The organism is Halovenus anhuiensis (assembly GCF_037080055.1).
GTDB lineage: Archaea > Halobacteriota > Halobacteria > Halobacteriales > Haloarculaceae > Halovenus.
This window is the reverse complement of sequence record NZ_JBAOJI010000014.1, coordinates 23,566-38,835: the sequence shown is the minus strand read 5'-3', so window position 1 is coordinate 38,835 and position 15,270 is coordinate 23,566. Positions and strand designations below refer to the sequence as shown.

At 52.4% G+C, this 15,270-nt stretch carries 18 protein-coding genes and 3 pseudogenes; 10 read left to right on the top strand and 11 right to left on the bottom strand.

Translation table 11 applies throughout. The features are described from left to right. Nucleotides 1–269: pseudogene (locus V8P86_RS18335) on the top strand (hypothetical protein); the annotation flags it as partial. A 141-nt stretch (nucleotides 270–410) separates the two neighbouring features. Here V8P86_RS18335 and V8P86_RS18330 read toward each other — a convergent pair. Next, on the bottom strand, nucleotides 411–1,520 hold the full coding sequence (locus V8P86_RS18330) for a hypothetical protein (RefSeq protein WP_336328738.1): 1,110 nt from the start codon (nucleotides 1,518–1,520) through the stop codon (nucleotides 411–413). 259 nt (nucleotides 1,521–1,779) lie between these two features. Then, nucleotides 1,780–2,829, bottom strand: a complete 1,050-nt coding sequence (locus tag V8P86_RS18325) for a competence protein CoiA family protein (protein WP_336328737.1) — start codon at nucleotides 2,827–2,829, stop codon at nucleotides 1,780–1,782. 512 nt (nucleotides 2,830–3,341) lie between these two features. Between V8P86_RS18325 and V8P86_RS18320 the strand changes: the two genes are divergently transcribed. Beyond that, nucleotides 3,342–3,728, top strand: coding sequence for a twin-arginine translocation signal domain-containing protein (locus V8P86_RS18320; protein WP_336328736.1), 387 nt, complete (start codon nucleotides 3,342–3,344; stop codon nucleotides 3,726–3,728). Between the two features lie 91 nt (nucleotides 3,729–3,819). Here the strand turns inward: V8P86_RS18320 and V8P86_RS19025 are convergent, their stop codons facing one another. Further along, nucleotides 3,820–3,972, bottom strand: a complete 153-nt coding sequence (locus V8P86_RS19025) for a DUF7837 family putative zinc-binding protein (protein ID WP_442909431.1) — start codon at nucleotides 3,970–3,972, stop codon at nucleotides 3,820–3,822. 767 nt (nucleotides 3,973–4,739) lie between these two features. Here V8P86_RS19025 and V8P86_RS18315 point away from each other — a divergent pair. Further along, on the top strand, nucleotides 4,740–4,877 hold the full coding sequence (locus tag V8P86_RS18315) for a hypothetical protein (RefSeq protein ID WP_336328735.1): 138 nt from the start codon (nucleotides 4,740–4,742) through the stop codon (nucleotides 4,875–4,877). A 10-nt stretch (nucleotides 4,878–4,887) separates the two neighbouring features. Here the strand turns inward: V8P86_RS18315 and V8P86_RS18310 are convergent, their stop codons facing one another. Next, nucleotides 4,888–5,061 carry a hypothetical protein gene (locus V8P86_RS18310; protein WP_336328734.1) on the bottom strand — a complete coding sequence of 58 codons (174 nt, stop codon included), beginning with the start codon at nucleotides 5,059–5,061 and terminating at the stop codon, nucleotides 4,888–4,890. Between the two features lie 100 nt (nucleotides 5,062–5,161). On the opposite strand from V8P86_RS18310, the gene V8P86_RS18305 reads away from it, so the two are divergent. Further along, a complete protein-coding gene (locus tag V8P86_RS18305) occupies nucleotides 5,162–5,554 on the top strand; it encodes a DUF433 domain-containing protein (protein ID WP_336328733.1) in 393 nt (130 codons plus the stop codon). A gap of 117 nt (nucleotides 5,555–5,671) precedes the next feature. Here the strand turns inward: V8P86_RS18305 and V8P86_RS19020 are convergent. Beyond that, a pseudogene (locus V8P86_RS19020) lies at nucleotides 5,672–5,791 on the bottom strand (AbrB/MazE/SpoVT family DNA-binding domain-containing protein); the annotation flags it as partial. Nucleotides 5,792–5,879: 88 nt separating this feature from the next. On the opposite strand from V8P86_RS19020, the gene V8P86_RS18300 reads away from it, so the two are divergent. Together V8P86_RS18300 and V8P86_RS18295 are read left to right on the top strand one after the other, a co-directional pair. Next, a complete protein-coding gene (locus V8P86_RS18300; protein WP_336328732.1) occupies nucleotides 5,880–6,116 on the top strand; it encodes a DUF433 domain-containing protein in 237 nt (78 codons plus the stop codon). Continuing rightward, a complete protein-coding gene (locus tag V8P86_RS18295; RefSeq protein WP_336328731.1) occupies nucleotides 6,109–6,786 on the top strand; it encodes a DUF7342 family protein in 678 nt (225 codons plus the stop codon). Before V8P86_RS18300 ends, V8P86_RS18295 begins: the two co-directional genes overlap by 8 nt. A gap of 671 nt (nucleotides 6,787–7,457) precedes the next feature. Here the strand turns inward: V8P86_RS18295 and V8P86_RS18290 are convergent. Beyond that, nucleotides 7,458–7,772: a MarR family transcriptional regulator gene (locus V8P86_RS18290; RefSeq protein ID WP_336328730.1), complete on the bottom strand. Its 315-nt coding sequence runs from the start codon at nucleotides 7,770–7,772 to the stop codon at nucleotides 7,458–7,460. 66 nt (nucleotides 7,773–7,838) lie between these two features. On the opposite strand from V8P86_RS18290, the gene V8P86_RS19115 reads away from it, so the two are divergent. Further along, nucleotides 7,839–8,102, top strand: a complete 264-nt coding sequence (locus V8P86_RS19115) for a DUF8115 family protein (RefSeq protein WP_503629737.1) — start codon at nucleotides 7,839–7,841, stop codon at nucleotides 8,100–8,102. 126 nt (nucleotides 8,103–8,228) lie between these two features. On the opposite strand, the gene V8P86_RS18285 is transcribed toward V8P86_RS19115, so the two are convergent. From V8P86_RS18285 to V8P86_RS18265, 5 genes and pseudogenes are all read right to left on the bottom strand, one after another. Beyond that, the gene (locus V8P86_RS18285; RefSeq protein WP_336328729.1) at nucleotides 8,229–8,471 is read right to left on the bottom strand and encodes a helix-turn-helix domain-containing protein; all 243 of its coding nucleotides are present in this window, start codon (nucleotides 8,469–8,471) and stop codon (nucleotides 8,229–8,231) included. Then, a complete protein-coding gene (locus V8P86_RS18280) occupies nucleotides 8,464–9,420 on the bottom strand; it encodes a hypothetical protein (protein WP_336328728.1) in 957 nt (318 codons plus the stop codon). Before V8P86_RS18280 ends, V8P86_RS18285 begins: the two co-directional genes overlap by 8 nt. Before the next feature lie 562 nt (nucleotides 9,421–9,982). Next, the gene (locus V8P86_RS18275) at nucleotides 9,983–10,438 is read right to left on the bottom strand and encodes a COG1361 family protein (RefSeq protein WP_336328727.1); all 456 of its coding nucleotides are present in this window, start codon (nucleotides 10,436–10,438) and stop codon (nucleotides 9,983–9,985) included. 151 nt (nucleotides 10,439–10,589) lie between these two features. Then, nucleotides 10,590–10,747: pseudogene (locus V8P86_RS18270) on the bottom strand (S1 domain-containing protein); the annotation flags it as partial. A gap of 293 nt (nucleotides 10,748–11,040) precedes the next feature. Further along, nucleotides 11,041–11,334 (bottom strand): hypothetical protein, encoded by a 294-nt coding sequence (locus tag V8P86_RS18265; RefSeq protein WP_336328726.1) that lies wholly within the window; start codon nucleotides 11,332–11,334, stop codon nucleotides 11,041–11,043. A gap of 407 nt (nucleotides 11,335–11,741) precedes the next feature. On the opposite strand from V8P86_RS18265, the gene V8P86_RS18260 reads away from it, so the two are divergent. The 3 genes from V8P86_RS18260 to V8P86_RS18250 all read left to right on the top strand — a co-directional run bounded on the left by V8P86_RS18260 (nucleotide 11,742) and on the right by V8P86_RS18250 (nucleotide 15,251). Then, nucleotides 11,742–12,017, top strand: coding sequence for a PadR family transcriptional regulator (locus tag V8P86_RS18260; RefSeq protein WP_336328725.1), 276 nt, complete (start codon nucleotides 11,742–11,744; stop codon nucleotides 12,015–12,017). 303 nt (nucleotides 12,018–12,320) lie between these two features. Then, the gene (locus tag V8P86_RS18255) at nucleotides 12,321–13,610 is read left to right on the top strand and encodes an RNA-guided endonuclease InsQ/TnpB family protein (protein WP_336328724.1); all 1,290 of its coding nucleotides are present in this window, start codon (nucleotides 12,321–12,323) and stop codon (nucleotides 13,608–13,610) included. 378 nt (nucleotides 13,611–13,988) lie between these two features. Further along, complete coding sequence (locus tag V8P86_RS18250) at nucleotides 13,989–15,251, top strand: RNA-guided endonuclease InsQ/TnpB family protein (protein WP_336328739.1); 1,263 nt, start codon at nucleotides 13,989–13,991, stop codon at nucleotides 15,249–15,251. Nucleotides 15,252–15,270: the final 19 nt, after the last annotated feature.

Genomic DNA, 15,270 nt, shown 5'->3' with positions numbered 1-15,270 from the left:
ACCTTTTAGAGCAGTTCACCAAAAGGTTAATTCTGATACGGATATTAGGATTTAGTATGGATAGTGATGTCCCGGAGGGACTCAACGAACGTGATCCGTTTGCAGACAGCGGTGCAGCCGTCCAGAGCTGGAATGATGGTGATTTCAAGTCCTTGCTTCAGCACAACCTGGTGGATATCCGACGGACTCGCCAGCTGGTGGCCGTCGCCGAACATTATTGTTCCAGTTCGCACTTCTCGATGCGCTCGCTTAATCCGATTAATCCGTAACACCCCGGATTAATCCTCTTGAACTCCTTCCAGTTGAGAGAAGCAGCGTGCTGAATACAGAGTATGTAGTCAACAGCCACCCAGAAGGATAAGATAGAGAATAATCCTGAAAAGGACGAAACAACCGCCTCTCCAGTATTTTTAAATGTCGCTTGCTTCCATCGACTGAGTTTCTAAACCCCAGTCAAGAAGGTCATAAATCTTCTTGGCGTCAACATTGCTCGTGTAGACATTAGGGATGTAACCTACCTCACCGTGATATAGTCGGAAGAGTATCCCAGCGATACAGGACACTTGGTTATTGACGAACACCCCTTCATCACCCGGTTTGATAGCAGGATAATTACTCGTTCCCCCCTTCGGAACTACTCCGATATCCTCAAGATAGTCATCCCAAACAGGGTCCACGTTTATGATGTGTTGAGACTGTTGTACATCGTTTTTTAACCCGAATCCATACGGTTGGCCAATCGTCTTGTCAATTACTTCTCTAACACAATCTACAGTCTGATCGTCGAGGTCAAGGAATACGACGAGAGGGCGATTATTACGGCACTTACTGGCTTTGGATCTGATCTTGCCGGGAATGTCGTTGTCCTCGTCAGGGATGATTCTTGAAGCACTTGACGTTCCGAGGTAACCCACGTTGTTAGCGTTAGATTGCACTACCTGAACCCGGAGAGCGTCCGTATCAATGGTGAACGGAATGTCCCTCTTATCGTATCCATCCAACTTTTGAAGTACCTCATCAACCTGTTTCTCATTCTGCTCCCAAGCAGGCTTCCCGCTGGCGTAGTTGTCGTACTTAGATTTCTTCTCGACAATCGCTTCACACCCTCCCCCGAACTCGGCTTCAAGCCAAGCTCTTATTTGGTCTATTTCAGTCGATTCGAGTACCCTAGCGACTTCAATATCGAATTCATCACATTCGAATTCAGGGAAACCGGAAGAGCCCTTCACGTCCAACACCACTGGATTAGAGCATAGCCATCTCTCTGAAGCTACATATCCCACCATTTCGCTCTCAAACGCCCGGAACTGACTGATATTGTATAGGTCATTCTCATATTGAGATGCAATTTTATCCACCGGGGTCTGGTTTACGAGTCTTGATAGATAGTCGAAAAATGTCGAGTTGTTCCTTGCGATATTGTATTTGATAGGATGTTCTGAAGGTGCGTCACTCCAGAAGTCTTGGCCGAATCTCGCCCTGATCTCTGGAAACTGTTGTTCAAATTTTTGCTGGTTCACACAAACCAGTCGTGAGCAACAACACAAAAATCCTCAGCTAAGACCTATCGACTGGACGTAGATCATTCCCGGCACACCATCCTGCTGCACTGGCTGATCACTTTTCTTCACAGAACGATTCTCAGTTCATATTACATTCGCATCTTGGATCTTCCACGGTGCTTAGAACGACTCTCAAAACAACTAGAAGAACTGGCGGTCAATACGCATCCCTACGTACCAGCAACCCAACCGGTTCGACGATATAACCCACCTCTTTCTAAACTTCTGAAAATACCTCACTGCTCTCGCCGCCCTCAATCTCGAAGGCTCGATCAAGAAGAAGAGCAAGATACCGAAGATTGTCTGCGGCATACGGCTGAACTTTCATCGATACACGCTCAGTTTCCTCCTGCTTTTTCCACAGAGTCACAACAACATCAGAATCGTGAGGATTCGGAAGCGCAGCCGTTATCCATGCTGTCACGGTCGGCGACCCTTCTAACCATTTCTTACTGAGTTCATGCCACTCTGAATCACATTCTCTAGGTGATGGACGACCCTCCCCGAACGCTTTTTGACCCAACTCACCAGCGAAAGACCTGAGCTTCCGGACATCATTCGGAGTGACTTGAACGGACAGCGACTCGCCTTTGCCCAGTCGCTTCGCTTTCCCGAGGGAGAAGGTCAAATGACCGTCTGGCGTTTTAGAAATCCGTGCGCTACCTCGTTTCTTGACGCTTTGTTCCGCGACAGTCACCCACTCCCCTGACTTATCATACGACATCCAGTAATCTGCAGGAATCGGGATTTCTCTCTCTACAGTTGGGTTCTTTTCTTGCCATAGCCACTGAGTCACGCCAGGATATCCTTCTCTTCCCTCCCGGCTGGGGAGGGCGTACGGCCACACTGACTGAATCCCGGACAGGTCAACGTCATGACTTGCAAAGTCGTCCTCTTCAAGCCATGCAACGCTGTACTCCCGATCAAGGTAATGCTCTATGACCGCTTCTTTGTCTTTCCCCTTGTTTCGGTACTGAGCTTCAACTGCAATTCCTTTCCCGAATGGATCACGCGGTTCGGGAAATTCTAATAGCACATCAGGAATGCGTCCCTCAAGTTCTGATTCGAGTTCAATGGTTGCCTCCGGGTAATCATTCTTTAGGCGTGCATATGCGATCGCCTTCATCTTATGGTGCATTTTGGATTCCCCAGAGCAGCCCTCACCACTATCACCGGCTCCGCTACCGTCTCCTTTCCCGCCACCCTTGTGACTGAAGTGCCGAGATACGAAAGTAGACCCGCTGGTGTGTGATGGAACTACTGACATCTTTTCTCCACAGCCCGGACATTCAACTCTTGTTCCGTCCGCCACCTGTGGAGGGAGAACCTCGTTACCATTGATTAGTCCAAGGTATGGCATAGAGCGGGTTGGACCAGACTTGGCCCGGGTGTTTCATAAACACTAGCAATAAATCACTCAGTGAGCTACTATTGTGGTTTTGGGCTCTGTACTTCTCGGTTTAAGCGTTGTACAGAAAAATCGCTCATCAACGATTTGAACGCGGAATTGCTGGGTAAGAATCAAATCCGATGATTCAGAGAGACCCAACATGGTTGCAGTACTGATGTGTGCCCTCTCTTTGGATAGTTGGATTGACCGTGGCGGGAAATCCAGTAGTGTGGTCAGTCTATATTATCGAATTAACAACCAGTTGGATTAATATTCTAACTAATATTTTCCAATTCGTTTCTGAGGGTTGCGATATCGAATCTAAATTGTAGTATTAGTCTGCAATTCCTATCCCAAACTCCAAATATAAATAACCCAATTGGTAGACTATGGAACGACGGAATTTTCTGGCTACGGCAGGGGTGCTTGGAGTTACTGTTGTAGCTGGCTGTAGTGAAGGAGACTCAGGAGACGGCTCTAATGATAACTCTGGTGGGGGTTCAAATGAAGAAGTTGTCGTAGATGAGACGGTCTACGAGGGAGATATACAGCGCTACAATTTCGAAGTTGAAGAAGGTCAGACGATCTCGGTCTCTATCGATAACATCGAAGGAGCACGGACTACTGTTGTATTGACGAATCCAGATGACGAGGGTGTCGGGACATTTGAAGCCGAAACTGAGAATACCGGAACTCATGAAGCTTCGATGACTGGAGTATTTGCAGTTAATATCACTACTTTGGGAGAGGCCAGAGTCGAAGTTCGTGTAGAGTAATTTCAGCTACAAGCCACCTTGTGTATTCGACCCGAGTACTTGGCAGTCTCTGGCTTCAGACACCCACAAACCATCGGTACAACACCGATACTCATTCTGGCGCGACAACGTCTTCGCACGCTGGACACTCGACCCACACGCCCTCAGTACCGTCGTCTTTCTCGTACTCAACTAGAAGCCATGCTCTGGCGATACGTTTACCGCAGTCCGGGCAGTGACCGAGAGGCGAGTCATCAGCGCTCATACAGGGGTGGAAGGAGCGTGTGACAGTATTCCTTCCATTCATTTCTGTGGCGTCGTCTAATGTAAGCCTTCGGCGTGATTCTGGTTATAATGCACACCAGGTTTCCGCTCAAATAAGCCGTCCGTCAGAGTTAATCCGCCGTCACCTGTAGCTTGAGGAACGATGGGAGTCCGGACAATCCTTACTCGTCTTCTTCCCGGTGGCGGGGCAAAAGTGGTCGTCGAATGTCGCCACTGCGGTGCAAGCGTGTCGCCGGGAACTGATGAATGTCCGGACTGTGGGGCCAACGAGTTCTGTCGATACGAGATACCGGAGTAGGGCTGCTACCCACTCGCATCACCTGTCTCGCAGACGATTTCGCGGAGTTCCTCGGCCAGATCACCGTGGGCTTCGAGCGCTTCGAGATCATCCACGACGCGCTGTAGGCGTGATCGAACCACAGTCGAGTGCGAGACTGAGGGGGTACCGCTTGATGAGCTGGAATCGGTTGTCAACGGGGCTGATGCCTGATGAGTCGCCGATGTCCGAACTGTGGGGACGTGTTGCCGCAGAACTCGTACAGCAATTACACCAAGATGGGAGCGACGTACTGCGACGTGTCCTGTTACCGTGAGCACGTCAACTCGCTCCCGGACCCGGAGGTATAATGACTTCTGATTCTGATCGTCAAGACGGCTCACGGCTCGAACTCGACGACCCGCAGCACTGCAAGCGCTGCGGTTCAGAACTTCCTGAGACCGAGCACACTGACGAGAACGGCCGCCCCGATGGTCTGGGTGCATCCAGACTGGGAGAGCATCGAAAAGTGCCGGGACTGCTGGCTTGACGAGAAACTCGACGAGGTTGCTGAGGAGTGCAACGATCGGTACGGCCGCGGTCATCCGCGACTCAAACCGAGTTTCTGATGGGCCAGTCTCACTCAGACCTGTCACTAGTCGATATATCGTCGTCCACCATCTCCTCAATCATGTTGATTAACCGGTGCGCTTCGCCGTGAGCGACTGGATAATACATCGTCCCCTCTACTGCTGATTTGACTGTCTCAGCTTGGTCGACGAGATCGTCGTGATCGATGTCGTCGGAGTCCATGCCCAGTGCTCCGCTGCGGATAAGGATCAATCTAACCCAGGGAGAGGAATTATCTGAGAGGGATTCTAACCTGGGGTATGTCTGGTCCTGGTGAGGAAACATGACATCAGACCGTATTGAGACGGATCTCATGGACGTTCCTCATGTCGTCGGCAGACGGATTTCTGTGATCCAGATCTATCGGCAAATCACGGATGGAGAATGGACGGTCGACGAGCTTGCGGAAGATCTCAGACTGGACCCTGAGGATGTCCATGCTGCCGTCGAGTACTATCAGACCAACCACCAAGAGATGGAGATGCTCAGGGAGCGAATGGATAAAGAGAAGACAGCACTCCGGGATCAGATAGCCGCTCGGAGACCTGATCAGGAGACTCCCGAGGCAGTCCCAGTCGGTCACGGTCTCGGCGAGCCGACAGTAGACCGGACTCCGATCAGCGAGATGAGCGATGAAGAGATCGAGGAGTTGCATACCACATCTGACAGCGAGTAGGCGACTCTGCTTAATCCTGCAGCATTGCGACTGTTCGAGCGGTTTCTTCGACTTCTTCGCTGCGCGACATCCCGTATAGGGCAAGTGCCTCGTCAATTTCTTCTTCGAGAGTCATAGTCATTCTCCCCACCCCGGAGCATCTCCGAGTCGTTCGGTTGCTTCTGCTGACGTTCCTTCCATTTCTTCGGCCAGTTGTCGAGACCGGTCTGCTCGTTGCCGATATCCGTCCGCTAAACGATTTCCCATGTCCAGTGTTTGGCTGCCGAGCAGCATCAGTCTAACGCAGGGGAGAGGGATTATCTGAGAGGACGACGAATCTATAGATATGAGTCTGATCGTTCGGAGTACAGACCATAGCGACGGTGCGCCGACAATCAAAGGGACAGGGATTCGAGTCAAGGATATTGCTTCGGCGTACGAACACAGCGGCTACGATCCCGACGAGATTACGCGACTATACCCCGATCTCAGTCTGGGTGATGTTCATCGGGCGCTTGCGTACTATTATGAGCATATCGACGATCTCGACGATCCGGGAGAGCTGAGAGACCCCTATGACTGACGAGACATCTCCTAACGGTCCTGACGAGTTTCCTTCTGAGGGGGAACTCCCGGACGACCCGGTGGCCGTGGATGATATTGATCCATTCAGTGTTGATGACGATGATTTTGAGAACATCGATGACATCGCAGCCGCAGAGTGGAAGGCTCAGACCAGCCCCTCCGACCGCGTGCGGTCCGTGATGCGGACAGCGTACGAGCCGATGGCTGCAGCGACTGTGGCCGAACACTCTCTCACGTCGGAACAGACCGCTCGTGAACAGCTCCGGTCGCTGGTCGAACGCGGCTACGTGACGGAGACAGCCTCGCCTGACTCGAAGGCCACGGTGTATCGACGAGCAACCGATTCACTCGCTCTCGAACAGGCGCGGCGTATCCTGGACGAGACGGATGCTGATACGCTCTCGACACGCGTCGTCGAGATGCGCGAACAACTTCGTGAGTACAGCGAGCAATTCAACGCGAACTCGCCTGATGCGGCTGTCCGAGCCGACGCGGAGATTAACTCAGAGACACTCTTGGAATGGCGAACGACGCGGCGGAATCTCGTATTTGCGAACGTAGCGCTCTCCATTGCCAACGCTGAACGAATCGTCGAGAGAGATACCTCAATCAACGAGATGAGCGATGAAGAAATCGAGGAGCTGCATCCCACGTCTGACGGCAAGTAGATCGACTCTGCTTAATCCCTTATTTTGCCGAACAGCGCCTCGCCAACGTCTGTTGGTGTCGTGTTTTGCCAACTCTCCCGGTCTGCTGTTGCCGTCTCCAGGTCCGAGCTCGGGTCACGATCCATGTCTTGACTGTCGGTGTCGATGATTTTGAGTTTTCTGTTCCAGTGCTGTGTTCGAGGATGATATTCATTCGCTGCTGGGGGGATAACCGAGATGGTCGTTTGCCTCCTTGGTGACCGACGACCACTCCTCATTTGTTTTTGCTGCGTGGGACGCATTCGATTGATACGCCGCCGCCAGTTCCTCCTCCGTGGGGTTCATTCTATCAGATTGCTCCTCGTGGACAGTGGTGTTTTTCCCTCTCCATAGTGATGTCATTCAATGTGTATCAATAAGTCTTCTGTCGAACCGTGACAATTCCTCTCACCCTGCCGAAAACGGCAGGTACAGTTGTTCTTCGTTTTGTTTTTCAAATTGCAAGTGGGGTGTGGGTTCAGCGATCAGAGTGAGTGTCCCGCGTGAGTGTACCACGGCGATGTACCACGGTACAGTGCTGTGGTACAGAGTCGTGCTCCGGGTTCGTGGTACAGACTCGTGTTCCAAAATCGTGATCGAGGAGCAGTACTAGGGGATTTGAGATGAGTGTGGGTTTTTTCCTTCCACAATCCTCAAACCACTCGTCCGTCTACCGCTTCCGTGTCCTCGGTTTGGAGGTTTTCAAGACGCTCTTCGCCGTATTGGTCGTCTGCAGTTTCATGCCGTCGATGGAGCCGGTACGCTGACTGGAGCCGGTCTTTGTCGTCTGTGATTGCCCAGTACCGTCCGCGGTGTCGGACTAATCCCCGGTCCTCTAACCGTGATAGGACGACGCTGACGCTTCCTCGCGGGATGTCCGTCGCCTCGTGAATCTCGGGCTGTGTGAACGCCTGCTCGTCGTTGGCCGCCAGGAAGTTGAGGATCGTGATCGAGTTGTCAGCAGTCATTCCTGTTTGTTGATTTGATTGTGCTGCTGCGAGAGCAACACGGACTTCCGTTTCATCCCGATATCGATGAGTTGCTCGATAGTCGTTATCGGGTCGTCGGACTCCATATCTGACGTATCGGTCTCGATGATCGTGGTTCTATCGACGGTTATCTCGCAGATACACAGTTTCACTGAGGCAGTTCAAAATCTGATTCCGGAAGCAGAGAGTCGAGGAGGGGTTCTTCGGATGCTCGTGAGAGTCGGTCTCAGAGAGACGGACGAGAGATTGATAGAGGGGACTGAAGAAGCGTATCGAGAGTTTAGAGAGGAGCAGTACTCCGGGATTTGAGCAGAGATTAAATGCTGATCTCTAGTCTACTCGATGATGAACCGAGATACGTTTTCAGGAAAGACATCAACTGCTTGCGCACGGTCTTCGCGGTAGCAGATGTCCAGCCGGCGGTTCGGCTGGGCACTATATCTCAGGCCCATGTTCCGCGAGCCATGCGGCTGCTTCGCGCTGCTCACGGTAGGCATCCAGATGCGTTTTAACTTGCGAGCGGTCGTCGTTGTCGGCCCCAAAGCCGAGTTCCGCAGCGATCTCTCCATACGTCCAGCCCTGCTCCCGGAGCGCGACGACGTTGGCTCGCTGTGGCGGGACGCCATGATTGGAGAGCTGTTCGGCTTGGTCTTGCCAGTCCCCAGTTGCCTCACTCATCAGCATCACCGTCTGCGTGCGGGTTCTCGGGCGTCTTGCGCGGGAGGTCAAGCACATCCTCGGGCGTTGCAAACTCGGGGATCGTGTATAATTCAGTCTCGGCAGACTCCGTCTCGACGTATCCCCACCCGTTGACGGTCGTGGTCGACTCATCCTGCTTTTGCCAGGACCCCTCGGATGGGTCGTACACGTAGACACGATGCCGTCGGTCGGGCGAGGGTGTTGTGTGGTCGGGGCCGGTGTAGCTCTCGACGACGACTTTGTCGGACACGACGTTGCCGAACTCCCAGCGCGAGAACACATCAGTTTCGTCGCCGAAATCGTCCGTACCGTGGACGCGCTGAAGCCGTGAGGTCGTCTCGCCGTGCGTTTGAGTTACCATCGAGACACAGTCCTTGATAGAGTATACGTTGCTGACGGCCGTTTCCTCGTTGGAAATCCACAGTCCGTCCTGATCGAACGTAATATCGCGCGGGAACAGCGTCTCGATGAGCATGTCCGCCGCGCCCTCCCGCGAAACCTTATAGTCGTTTGGGGACAGGTCCGACTCGTCGAGCGCAACTAAGTACTCCGCGAGTCGGACCTCGCGCGGCGTCGGGACGGTCTCCCAGCCCAGCCCGATCGTGGCCGACGAGTAGATCGCGGAGAGGCCGGTTGTCGTGCGGATCGTCATGTACTGGATATCGTTGGAGGCAGGGATATCAAGATCGTCGTCATAGTCAGTCACGTCCGTGAGGATGCGCTGACCGACGCTCTCGTGAGTCCCTCTGTGGCCGACTGGAGCCTCGACAGGGTAATCTCGGAGTTTCTCCCCTGGAGCTGAGTGGCTGGGCGAACGCTGGTGGCCGAGGACGCCAAGCGATTTGAGGAGTTCGTCGCGGTACTCGGCAGCCAGTTCGGCAAACTCTTCTTGCGAGATGAAATTGTAGTCTTCGTTGGGTTCTGCCATTGTTGCATTTTGTAGTACAACACCTATGCATATAAATTTGTTGCAATTGATAGTGCAACACATTGTTAATCAGCAGTTTTGTTTGGTATTGGTTAAAAACTGCACTGCCGGATTCTAAGATGTAGAGAGTCTAAGCGATGAGTTTTCCAAATTGCAAGTGGGTTCTGGATCAACGTTTGAGTCCCGGGTGCGTGACCCACGTCGACGTACCGAGTGAGTGTACCGGGTTCGTGTACCACGGCAGTGTACCATGCGCCGGGTTCGTGTTTCAGTGCCGTGGTACAGACACGTGGCACACAGACAGATGAGGGTGTCATAGAACGATTCACACGGTAGTTATTTTCGTCGTAGAACTGGCTGAATACGCTGGTGAGTAGAGCTGCATACTGGCCACTGGAGGCCTTACCAGTTTTAAATAATGTTTGACGCTCTTGTGGCGTAGATTGTTGGTGAGTTAGAGCGCAGTTTCGAGGATGATTCTAAGCGCCCGTATCAACATTTCGTTAATTTGAAAGGGACAAGAAATCTTTGACAAAAGCGGCACTCCTGTCTGATACCCACACTATTTGCAACAGACGCGCACTCTGATTGGGCCCGACTCTCGAACCCCGTCCTTCGAGACGGTGACTGGATAGTCGTACACTCCCGGGGAAACATCACTGGGAACACGTACCGGAGCCTCGTAGGAGATGGTCGCTCGCGGCGGTGACCAGTTCCAGTCCGGAGGCATACTCTCGGCGACACTGGTCGGTGATGGGCTCAGATTTTCCTCGTCGAGTCCGACCACTGGCCGACTCTCCCGTGAACTGTCTGCCGGGGCGACTAACGTGTTGATACTCATTGATCCCACATTCTCTGCTGTTACTGTGACGGTCGCCTCCTCGCCGAGCCCAAGTTCGACCGTCGGCGTGTCGACAGAGGGTGGCCCGTCTGCTTCGTCGACGGTGAGTCTGCGAAGACAGCCAGCAGTCCCAAACAGCGCGGCACCCATGGTAACGAGCAGACGGCGACGCTTCATACATAGATTAAATTCACCGAAATAAAGATAGTTCTTTCGGCATACCAAGTATGCCAGTGCTTTTTCGCCACGAGCCTGTGGCTCACCGCTTGGAAAAACGCAGAAAAACCGTCGATCAGTCGATGTCGCCTTTCTCGTCTTGCCAGCCCTACAGATCAACGAGAATGACATCGCCTTTTTGATCCAGATGCGATATTTCATGCATCCAGGGATACGCCCCATCCGCCGTTCACCGTCTTCGCACTGGTGGGTGACGTGGTTTCCGCCCAGAGCGGATATGGGCAATCTGGAACCAATTGCGTTCGACATCGAAACGAGCGGCCTCGACGACTGCGCCGAACTCACGGTCGCAGGACTTGCCACCCCGCTGGAGAACTGCTGTTGGTCAATACTACTGGGCGTCACCTTGATTCAAGTACAATTGAACGGGCATGGATCGCCCTCTCAGTAAACCGGAGAAGCTGTGACTTCAGGAGTGGATTCATCTGATGGAATTACAGAACGAACATGTCCCTCTCTAAGGATTTCAACAGGGCCTGATCTACCTATACCGGTTGAAAACCACTGTAGATATGCTCCGCCGGGAAGATGAGAGAAAAAACTCACCAGTACTCGTCGAATAAAACCTGCATAGGAGCGGTTGGCTGTTGACGCCAGTCGACGAGCCACATTATCCATGCGTGAAATAATGCCACCGCCACAACGATACCCACCACTCCTCCAGTTACCAATGCGACGTTTGATCTCCACCCAAGTATCTGGGTGGTAAACCAGATCTCAAGAATTCCGACCGCGAACATTCCAACGACTCCCGCCGCAATCACAGCGAGCACGAAGCATTTCCCAATGAGCGTCCCGGCGTATTTTTGTTTGAACCGGTCAAGCGCCGCGGTCATTGTGTCCACAAGGTGTTTTTATAACCCTTTAGTTTAATCAATTAATTTACGCAGTCTTGATCGACCTGACCTGGGTGTTCAGTTGTTTCGTTGTGAAAGCACTAGAAGCAGCTGCTGAATCTATCCTCTGTATCTTGCACAGTATTTCTGATAAACCCGGATAGACCGCATTCTTCAGCGATCACTGTCTCACCTGTACTGATTGATTCTTCGAATAGATCGTGAATCGTTCGGTGAAACTGCATACTGATCACAGATTTTCTATCAAGAGACAGTTATGTTTGGGATAGCGTGCGGGATTGAAGAAGCATAGTCAACACCTATAATTGACGTGAAGGGGTTAGTAGATGTAGTGAGCGGGGATTTCATAGCAATGTATTTATATGGTTAGTATTTGAATGACGAATATGTATGATCTGACAGGATTTCAGCGTGACCTCCTGTACACGGTTGCTGGCCAAAACGAACCGCACGGCCTTGCAATCAAAGAAGAACTTGAGCAGTACTACGAGAAAGAGATCCATCATGGCCGACTCTACCCGAACTTGGATACGCTCGTCGAGAAAGGTCTCGTCGAAAAAGGACAGAAAGACCGCCGGACGAACGTGTACTCTGTCACCAAGCGCGGTCGGCGCGAACTTGAAGCCCGTTGCAACTGGGAAGCCCAGTACGTTGAAATGTAATGAGTACACGTGCTCGGCGCGTCACTCGTTTACACGAATATCTTCATTCTGGCAATATAATCCCTTACAACATCTAAGGACATTCGAGCTGATTACGCTTCAGATTCTTCGTGCCTGCACTTTGGCTGTCGAGAAAGACCGTCGGTACAGCCAACACACTTCCCGGCTGACTGTGTTTACCAGAATATAGGCGAGAATGCCCGTCCTCAACGAGCGACCAAAGGAAGCGAGTAGGGCGAGGATGAATCGCTGTATCCTATACAAACAATTAACTTTCTGTCAGTGCGTAATTAGGGTACGACGATGGAATACACACACCGCTACCGCGCTCACCCACCAAGTGAGGTAGCGGCGGAACTCAAACGGCACATCGACATCCATCGTCAGGCCTACAACTACACCCGCTACGAATACGAAAATCTGCCCGACGATACCAATACTATCGGCAGTGCGTACAAACATCATAAGCGTCTCAAACCATGGAAAGACGAGTTCCCGGTGTTTGGTGAGGTTCACTCGAAAGCACTGCAACGCACTGTCACGCGGTTCTACGACAACCTTAGCAATTTGAAAGACAAGAAAGATGCCGGGTACAACGTCGGGTGGTTGAAATGGAAATCGCCGCGAGAGTTTCAGAGTATGACGTATTCGCAGTCTGGCTTCAAACTCAAAAACACGAGTGGCCAGACCCCGACACTGTGGCTCTCCAAAATTGGTGACATACCCATCCGATACCACCGCCCACTGCCTGATGACGCCGTAATTAAAGAAGTCACGGTCAAACACGAACCAACGGGCGAGTGGTTCGTCTCGTTCGCACTCGACGTAGACGAGGAACATCTCCCCGAGAAACCACCAGTCAATACTCTCAATCCAGACGATTGCGTGGGTGTTGACCTCGGCATCCTCAATTACACCCATACCAGTGACGGCCTCTCCATCGGGAATCTGGACGTAGAAGCGGAGTACGAACGGTTGCGGAAAGCCCAGCGATCCCTGTCACGACGAGAACAGGGCAGTGAGAACTGGGAGAAACAGCGCCAAAATGTTGCGTCCATCAAACGTCGCATCCGGCGAAAAGTCCTTGACTTCCAGCATAAGTTGACGACATGGCTGGTCACGGAATACGACGCCGTGTTCGTTGAAGACTTGGATGTGAAGCGGATGCTGGAAGGCAGTCAGAACGCCAAGAACAAGCAGGACGCCGCATGGCGACAATTCATCACGCTTCTTGAATACAAGGCTGACCTGCATGGCTGTCACGTCCGGCAGGTCAACCCAGAAAACACCACCAAGATGTGTAGCGAGTGCGGTGTGAAGACGGACAAGCCGCTCTGGGTCAGAGAACACAGTTGTCCAAGTTGCGGGTTTGAACTAGACCGTGATTGGAATGCCGCACTAAACGTGTTAGAACGTGGATTGAAGCAGTTAGGGCTGGGACAGTCCGAAATACAACGCCTGCTGGAGACTGGAGCCGCTGTGGACACGACTCACCGGGAGTCAGTGTCTGCAAGCACCGTCGTTGAATCAGGAACTCCGACGCGAAAGCAAGGAAGCCCCGACCTCAAGGAAGCGGCGGTAGCCGCTGAGTAGGTCGGGGTAGTTCACCATACAGCCCTCCTTGTTGCACCAGTCCGGAACATACGCAAATTCTTGTTGACCTGGTTGGTAATCTTTTGTGACGAGCTGAATCTTCAGAACTCAGGTATCGGTGGCGTTGATCAGGGTATTGTCGCTTAGTTCCACCGGTTCGCCGTCCCATCGCGGAACTGTGTACACTTCGCATCAGTGCTTGTCAAACAAACTGCCGGAATGGCCCGGCCACGTTTACAGCGGTAGCGAGGCGAAAGCCCACGGCTCAGCCGTGGGATGAAGCCGACAACTGGGAATCTCTTTACGCTTGTAGCCATGGCTGGATATTCCACACCGAGATGCCTAACGTTTATGTTATTAAAAATACTATGCTTACGTATGTCGAATCGGGTCGTCACGCGGACACTCAAAGCGAGTATCTGTAACCACTCGCAAGTCAGTGATGACCTCGATTCGCATGGCTTTGCCGCGTCGAAATTGTGGAACGTCGGGCGATGGACAATTTCGCGTGTCTGGGATGCTATCGGCCACATTCCGGACGCCGACGATCTCTGTTCGTACCTCAAAAGCCACGAACGCTATGCAGACCTACACAGCCAATCTAGTCAACGAGTTCTTCAGGAACTCGGTGAAGCGTTCGTCTCGTGGTACGAGCAGAATGACCCAGAGGCGAACCCGCCCGGCTACCGCAAACACGGCGACGACCACCCGCGCTCAACAGTGACGTGGAAAAATCAGGGCTTCAAACTTGACACTCAGTACAACCGTGTTCGCCTCTCGAAAGGGACGAACATGAAGGAGTCGCGCTACGCCGCTGACTACATTCTCTGTGAGTACACGCTTCAGACGGACGATCAAACACTGGACGCTGTTGAAACTGTCCAGACGGTGCGTGCTGTCTGGACTGGTGACGAGTGGGAACTCCACTTCGTCTGTAAAATGCAGATTGAGACAGCCGATACTCTTGGTGAGAAGACGGCGGGTGTTGACCTCGGCATCTGTAACACGGCAGCTGTCTCTGTCGGTGACGAGACACTACTGTATCCCGGCAACGCTCTGAAAGAGGATGCTCACTACTTCCGACAGCAAGAATACGAGACGGAAGGCAAAAATGGCCCGAGCGACCACGCAGAGTGGGCACGTCGAAAGAAATCCCGACGACAAGAACATTTTCTGCACACCCTGTCGAAAGACATTGTTGAGCAGTGTGCTGACCGAAATGTTGGCACGATAGCAGTCGGTCATCCGAAAAACATCCGCAAAGACGAGGGCTGGGGACGGCATGGTAATAAACGCCTGCACGACTGGGCGTTTGAAAGGCTGCTCAGTCACATCGAGTACAAAGCTGAAGAACGTGGGATTGCGGTTGAACGAATCGATGAATACGAGTTGGCTACATCGATAACGTGCTGTGACTGCGGCACGAAAGCCGATTCAAACCGTGTCGAGCGTGGGCTGTACGTGTGTAAAAACTGCGAATTGGTCGCTAATAGTGACTTGAACGCGGCAGAGAATATGCGAGCGACGGTAACTCCGAGTCCGTCTGAGGATAGGAGTAACGGCTGCTTGGCACAGCCATCGGTACGTCTGTTCGACAAATCGACGGGGCGAGTGGTCCCACAAGAACAGGCGCGACTGTAGACCTTAATATCCCAACGTG

What these genes read in the sequence shown, in the direction of transcription:
- V8P86_RS18325 (WP_336328737.1), bottom strand. Translation starts at nt 2,829, where the DNA reads ATGTCAGTAGTTCCATCACACACCAGCGGGTCTACTTTCGTATCTCGG.
- V8P86_RS18320 (WP_336328736.1), top strand. Translation starts at nt 3,342, where the DNA reads ATGGAACGACGGAATTTTCTGGCTACGGCAGGGGTGCTTGGAGTTACT.
- V8P86_RS19025 (WP_442909431.1), bottom strand. Translation starts at nt 3,972, where the DNA reads ATGAGCGCTGATGACTCGCCTCTCGGTCACTGCCCGGACTGCGGTAAA.
- V8P86_RS18315 (WP_336328735.1), top strand. Translation starts at nt 4,740, where the DNA reads ATGGTCTGGGTGCATCCAGACTGGGAGAGCATCGAAAAGTGCCGGGAC.
- V8P86_RS18310 (WP_336328734.1), bottom strand. Translation starts at nt 5,061, where the DNA reads ATGGACTCCGACGACATCGATCACGACGATCTCGTCGACCAAGCTGAG.
- V8P86_RS18305 (WP_336328733.1), top strand. Translation starts at nt 5,162, where the DNA reads ATGACATCAGACCGTATTGAGACGGATCTCATGGACGTTCCTCATGTC.
- V8P86_RS18300 (WP_336328732.1), top strand. Translation starts at nt 5,880, where the DNA reads ATGAGTCTGATCGTTCGGAGTACAGACCATAGCGACGGTGCGCCGACA.
- V8P86_RS18295 (WP_336328731.1), top strand. Translation starts at nt 6,109, where the DNA reads ATGACTGACGAGACATCTCCTAACGGTCCTGACGAGTTTCCTTCTGAG.
- V8P86_RS18290 (WP_336328730.1), bottom strand. Translation starts at nt 7,772, where the DNA reads ATGACTGCTGACAACTCGATCACGATCCTCAACTTCCTGGCGGCCAAC.
- V8P86_RS19115 (WP_503629737.1), top strand. Translation starts at nt 7,839, where the DNA reads ATGAGTTGCTCGATAGTCGTTATCGGGTCGTCGGACTCCATATCTGAC.
- V8P86_RS18285 (WP_336328729.1), bottom strand. Translation starts at nt 8,471, where the DNA reads ATGAGTGAGGCAACTGGGGACTGGCAAGACCAAGCCGAACAGCTCTCC.
- V8P86_RS18280 (WP_336328728.1), bottom strand. Translation starts at nt 9,420, where the DNA reads ATGGCAGAACCCAACGAAGACTACAATTTCATCTCGCAAGAAGAGTTT.
- V8P86_RS18275 (WP_336328727.1), bottom strand. Translation starts at nt 10,438, where the DNA reads ATGAAGCGTCGCCGTCTGCTCGTTACCATGGGTGCCGCGCTGTTTGGG.
- V8P86_RS18265 (WP_336328726.1), bottom strand. Translation starts at nt 11,334, where the DNA reads ATGACCGCGGCGCTTGACCGGTTCAAACAAAAATACGCCGGGACGCTC.
- V8P86_RS18260 (WP_336328725.1), top strand. Translation starts at nt 11,742, where the DNA reads ATGTATGATCTGACAGGATTTCAGCGTGACCTCCTGTACACGGTTGCT.
- V8P86_RS18255 (WP_336328724.1), top strand. Translation starts at nt 12,321, where the DNA reads ATGGAATACACACACCGCTACCGCGCTCACCCACCAAGTGAGGTAGCG.
- V8P86_RS18250 (WP_336328739.1), top strand. Translation starts at nt 13,989, where the DNA reads ATGTCGAATCGGGTCGTCACGCGGACACTCAAAGCGAGTATCTGTAAC.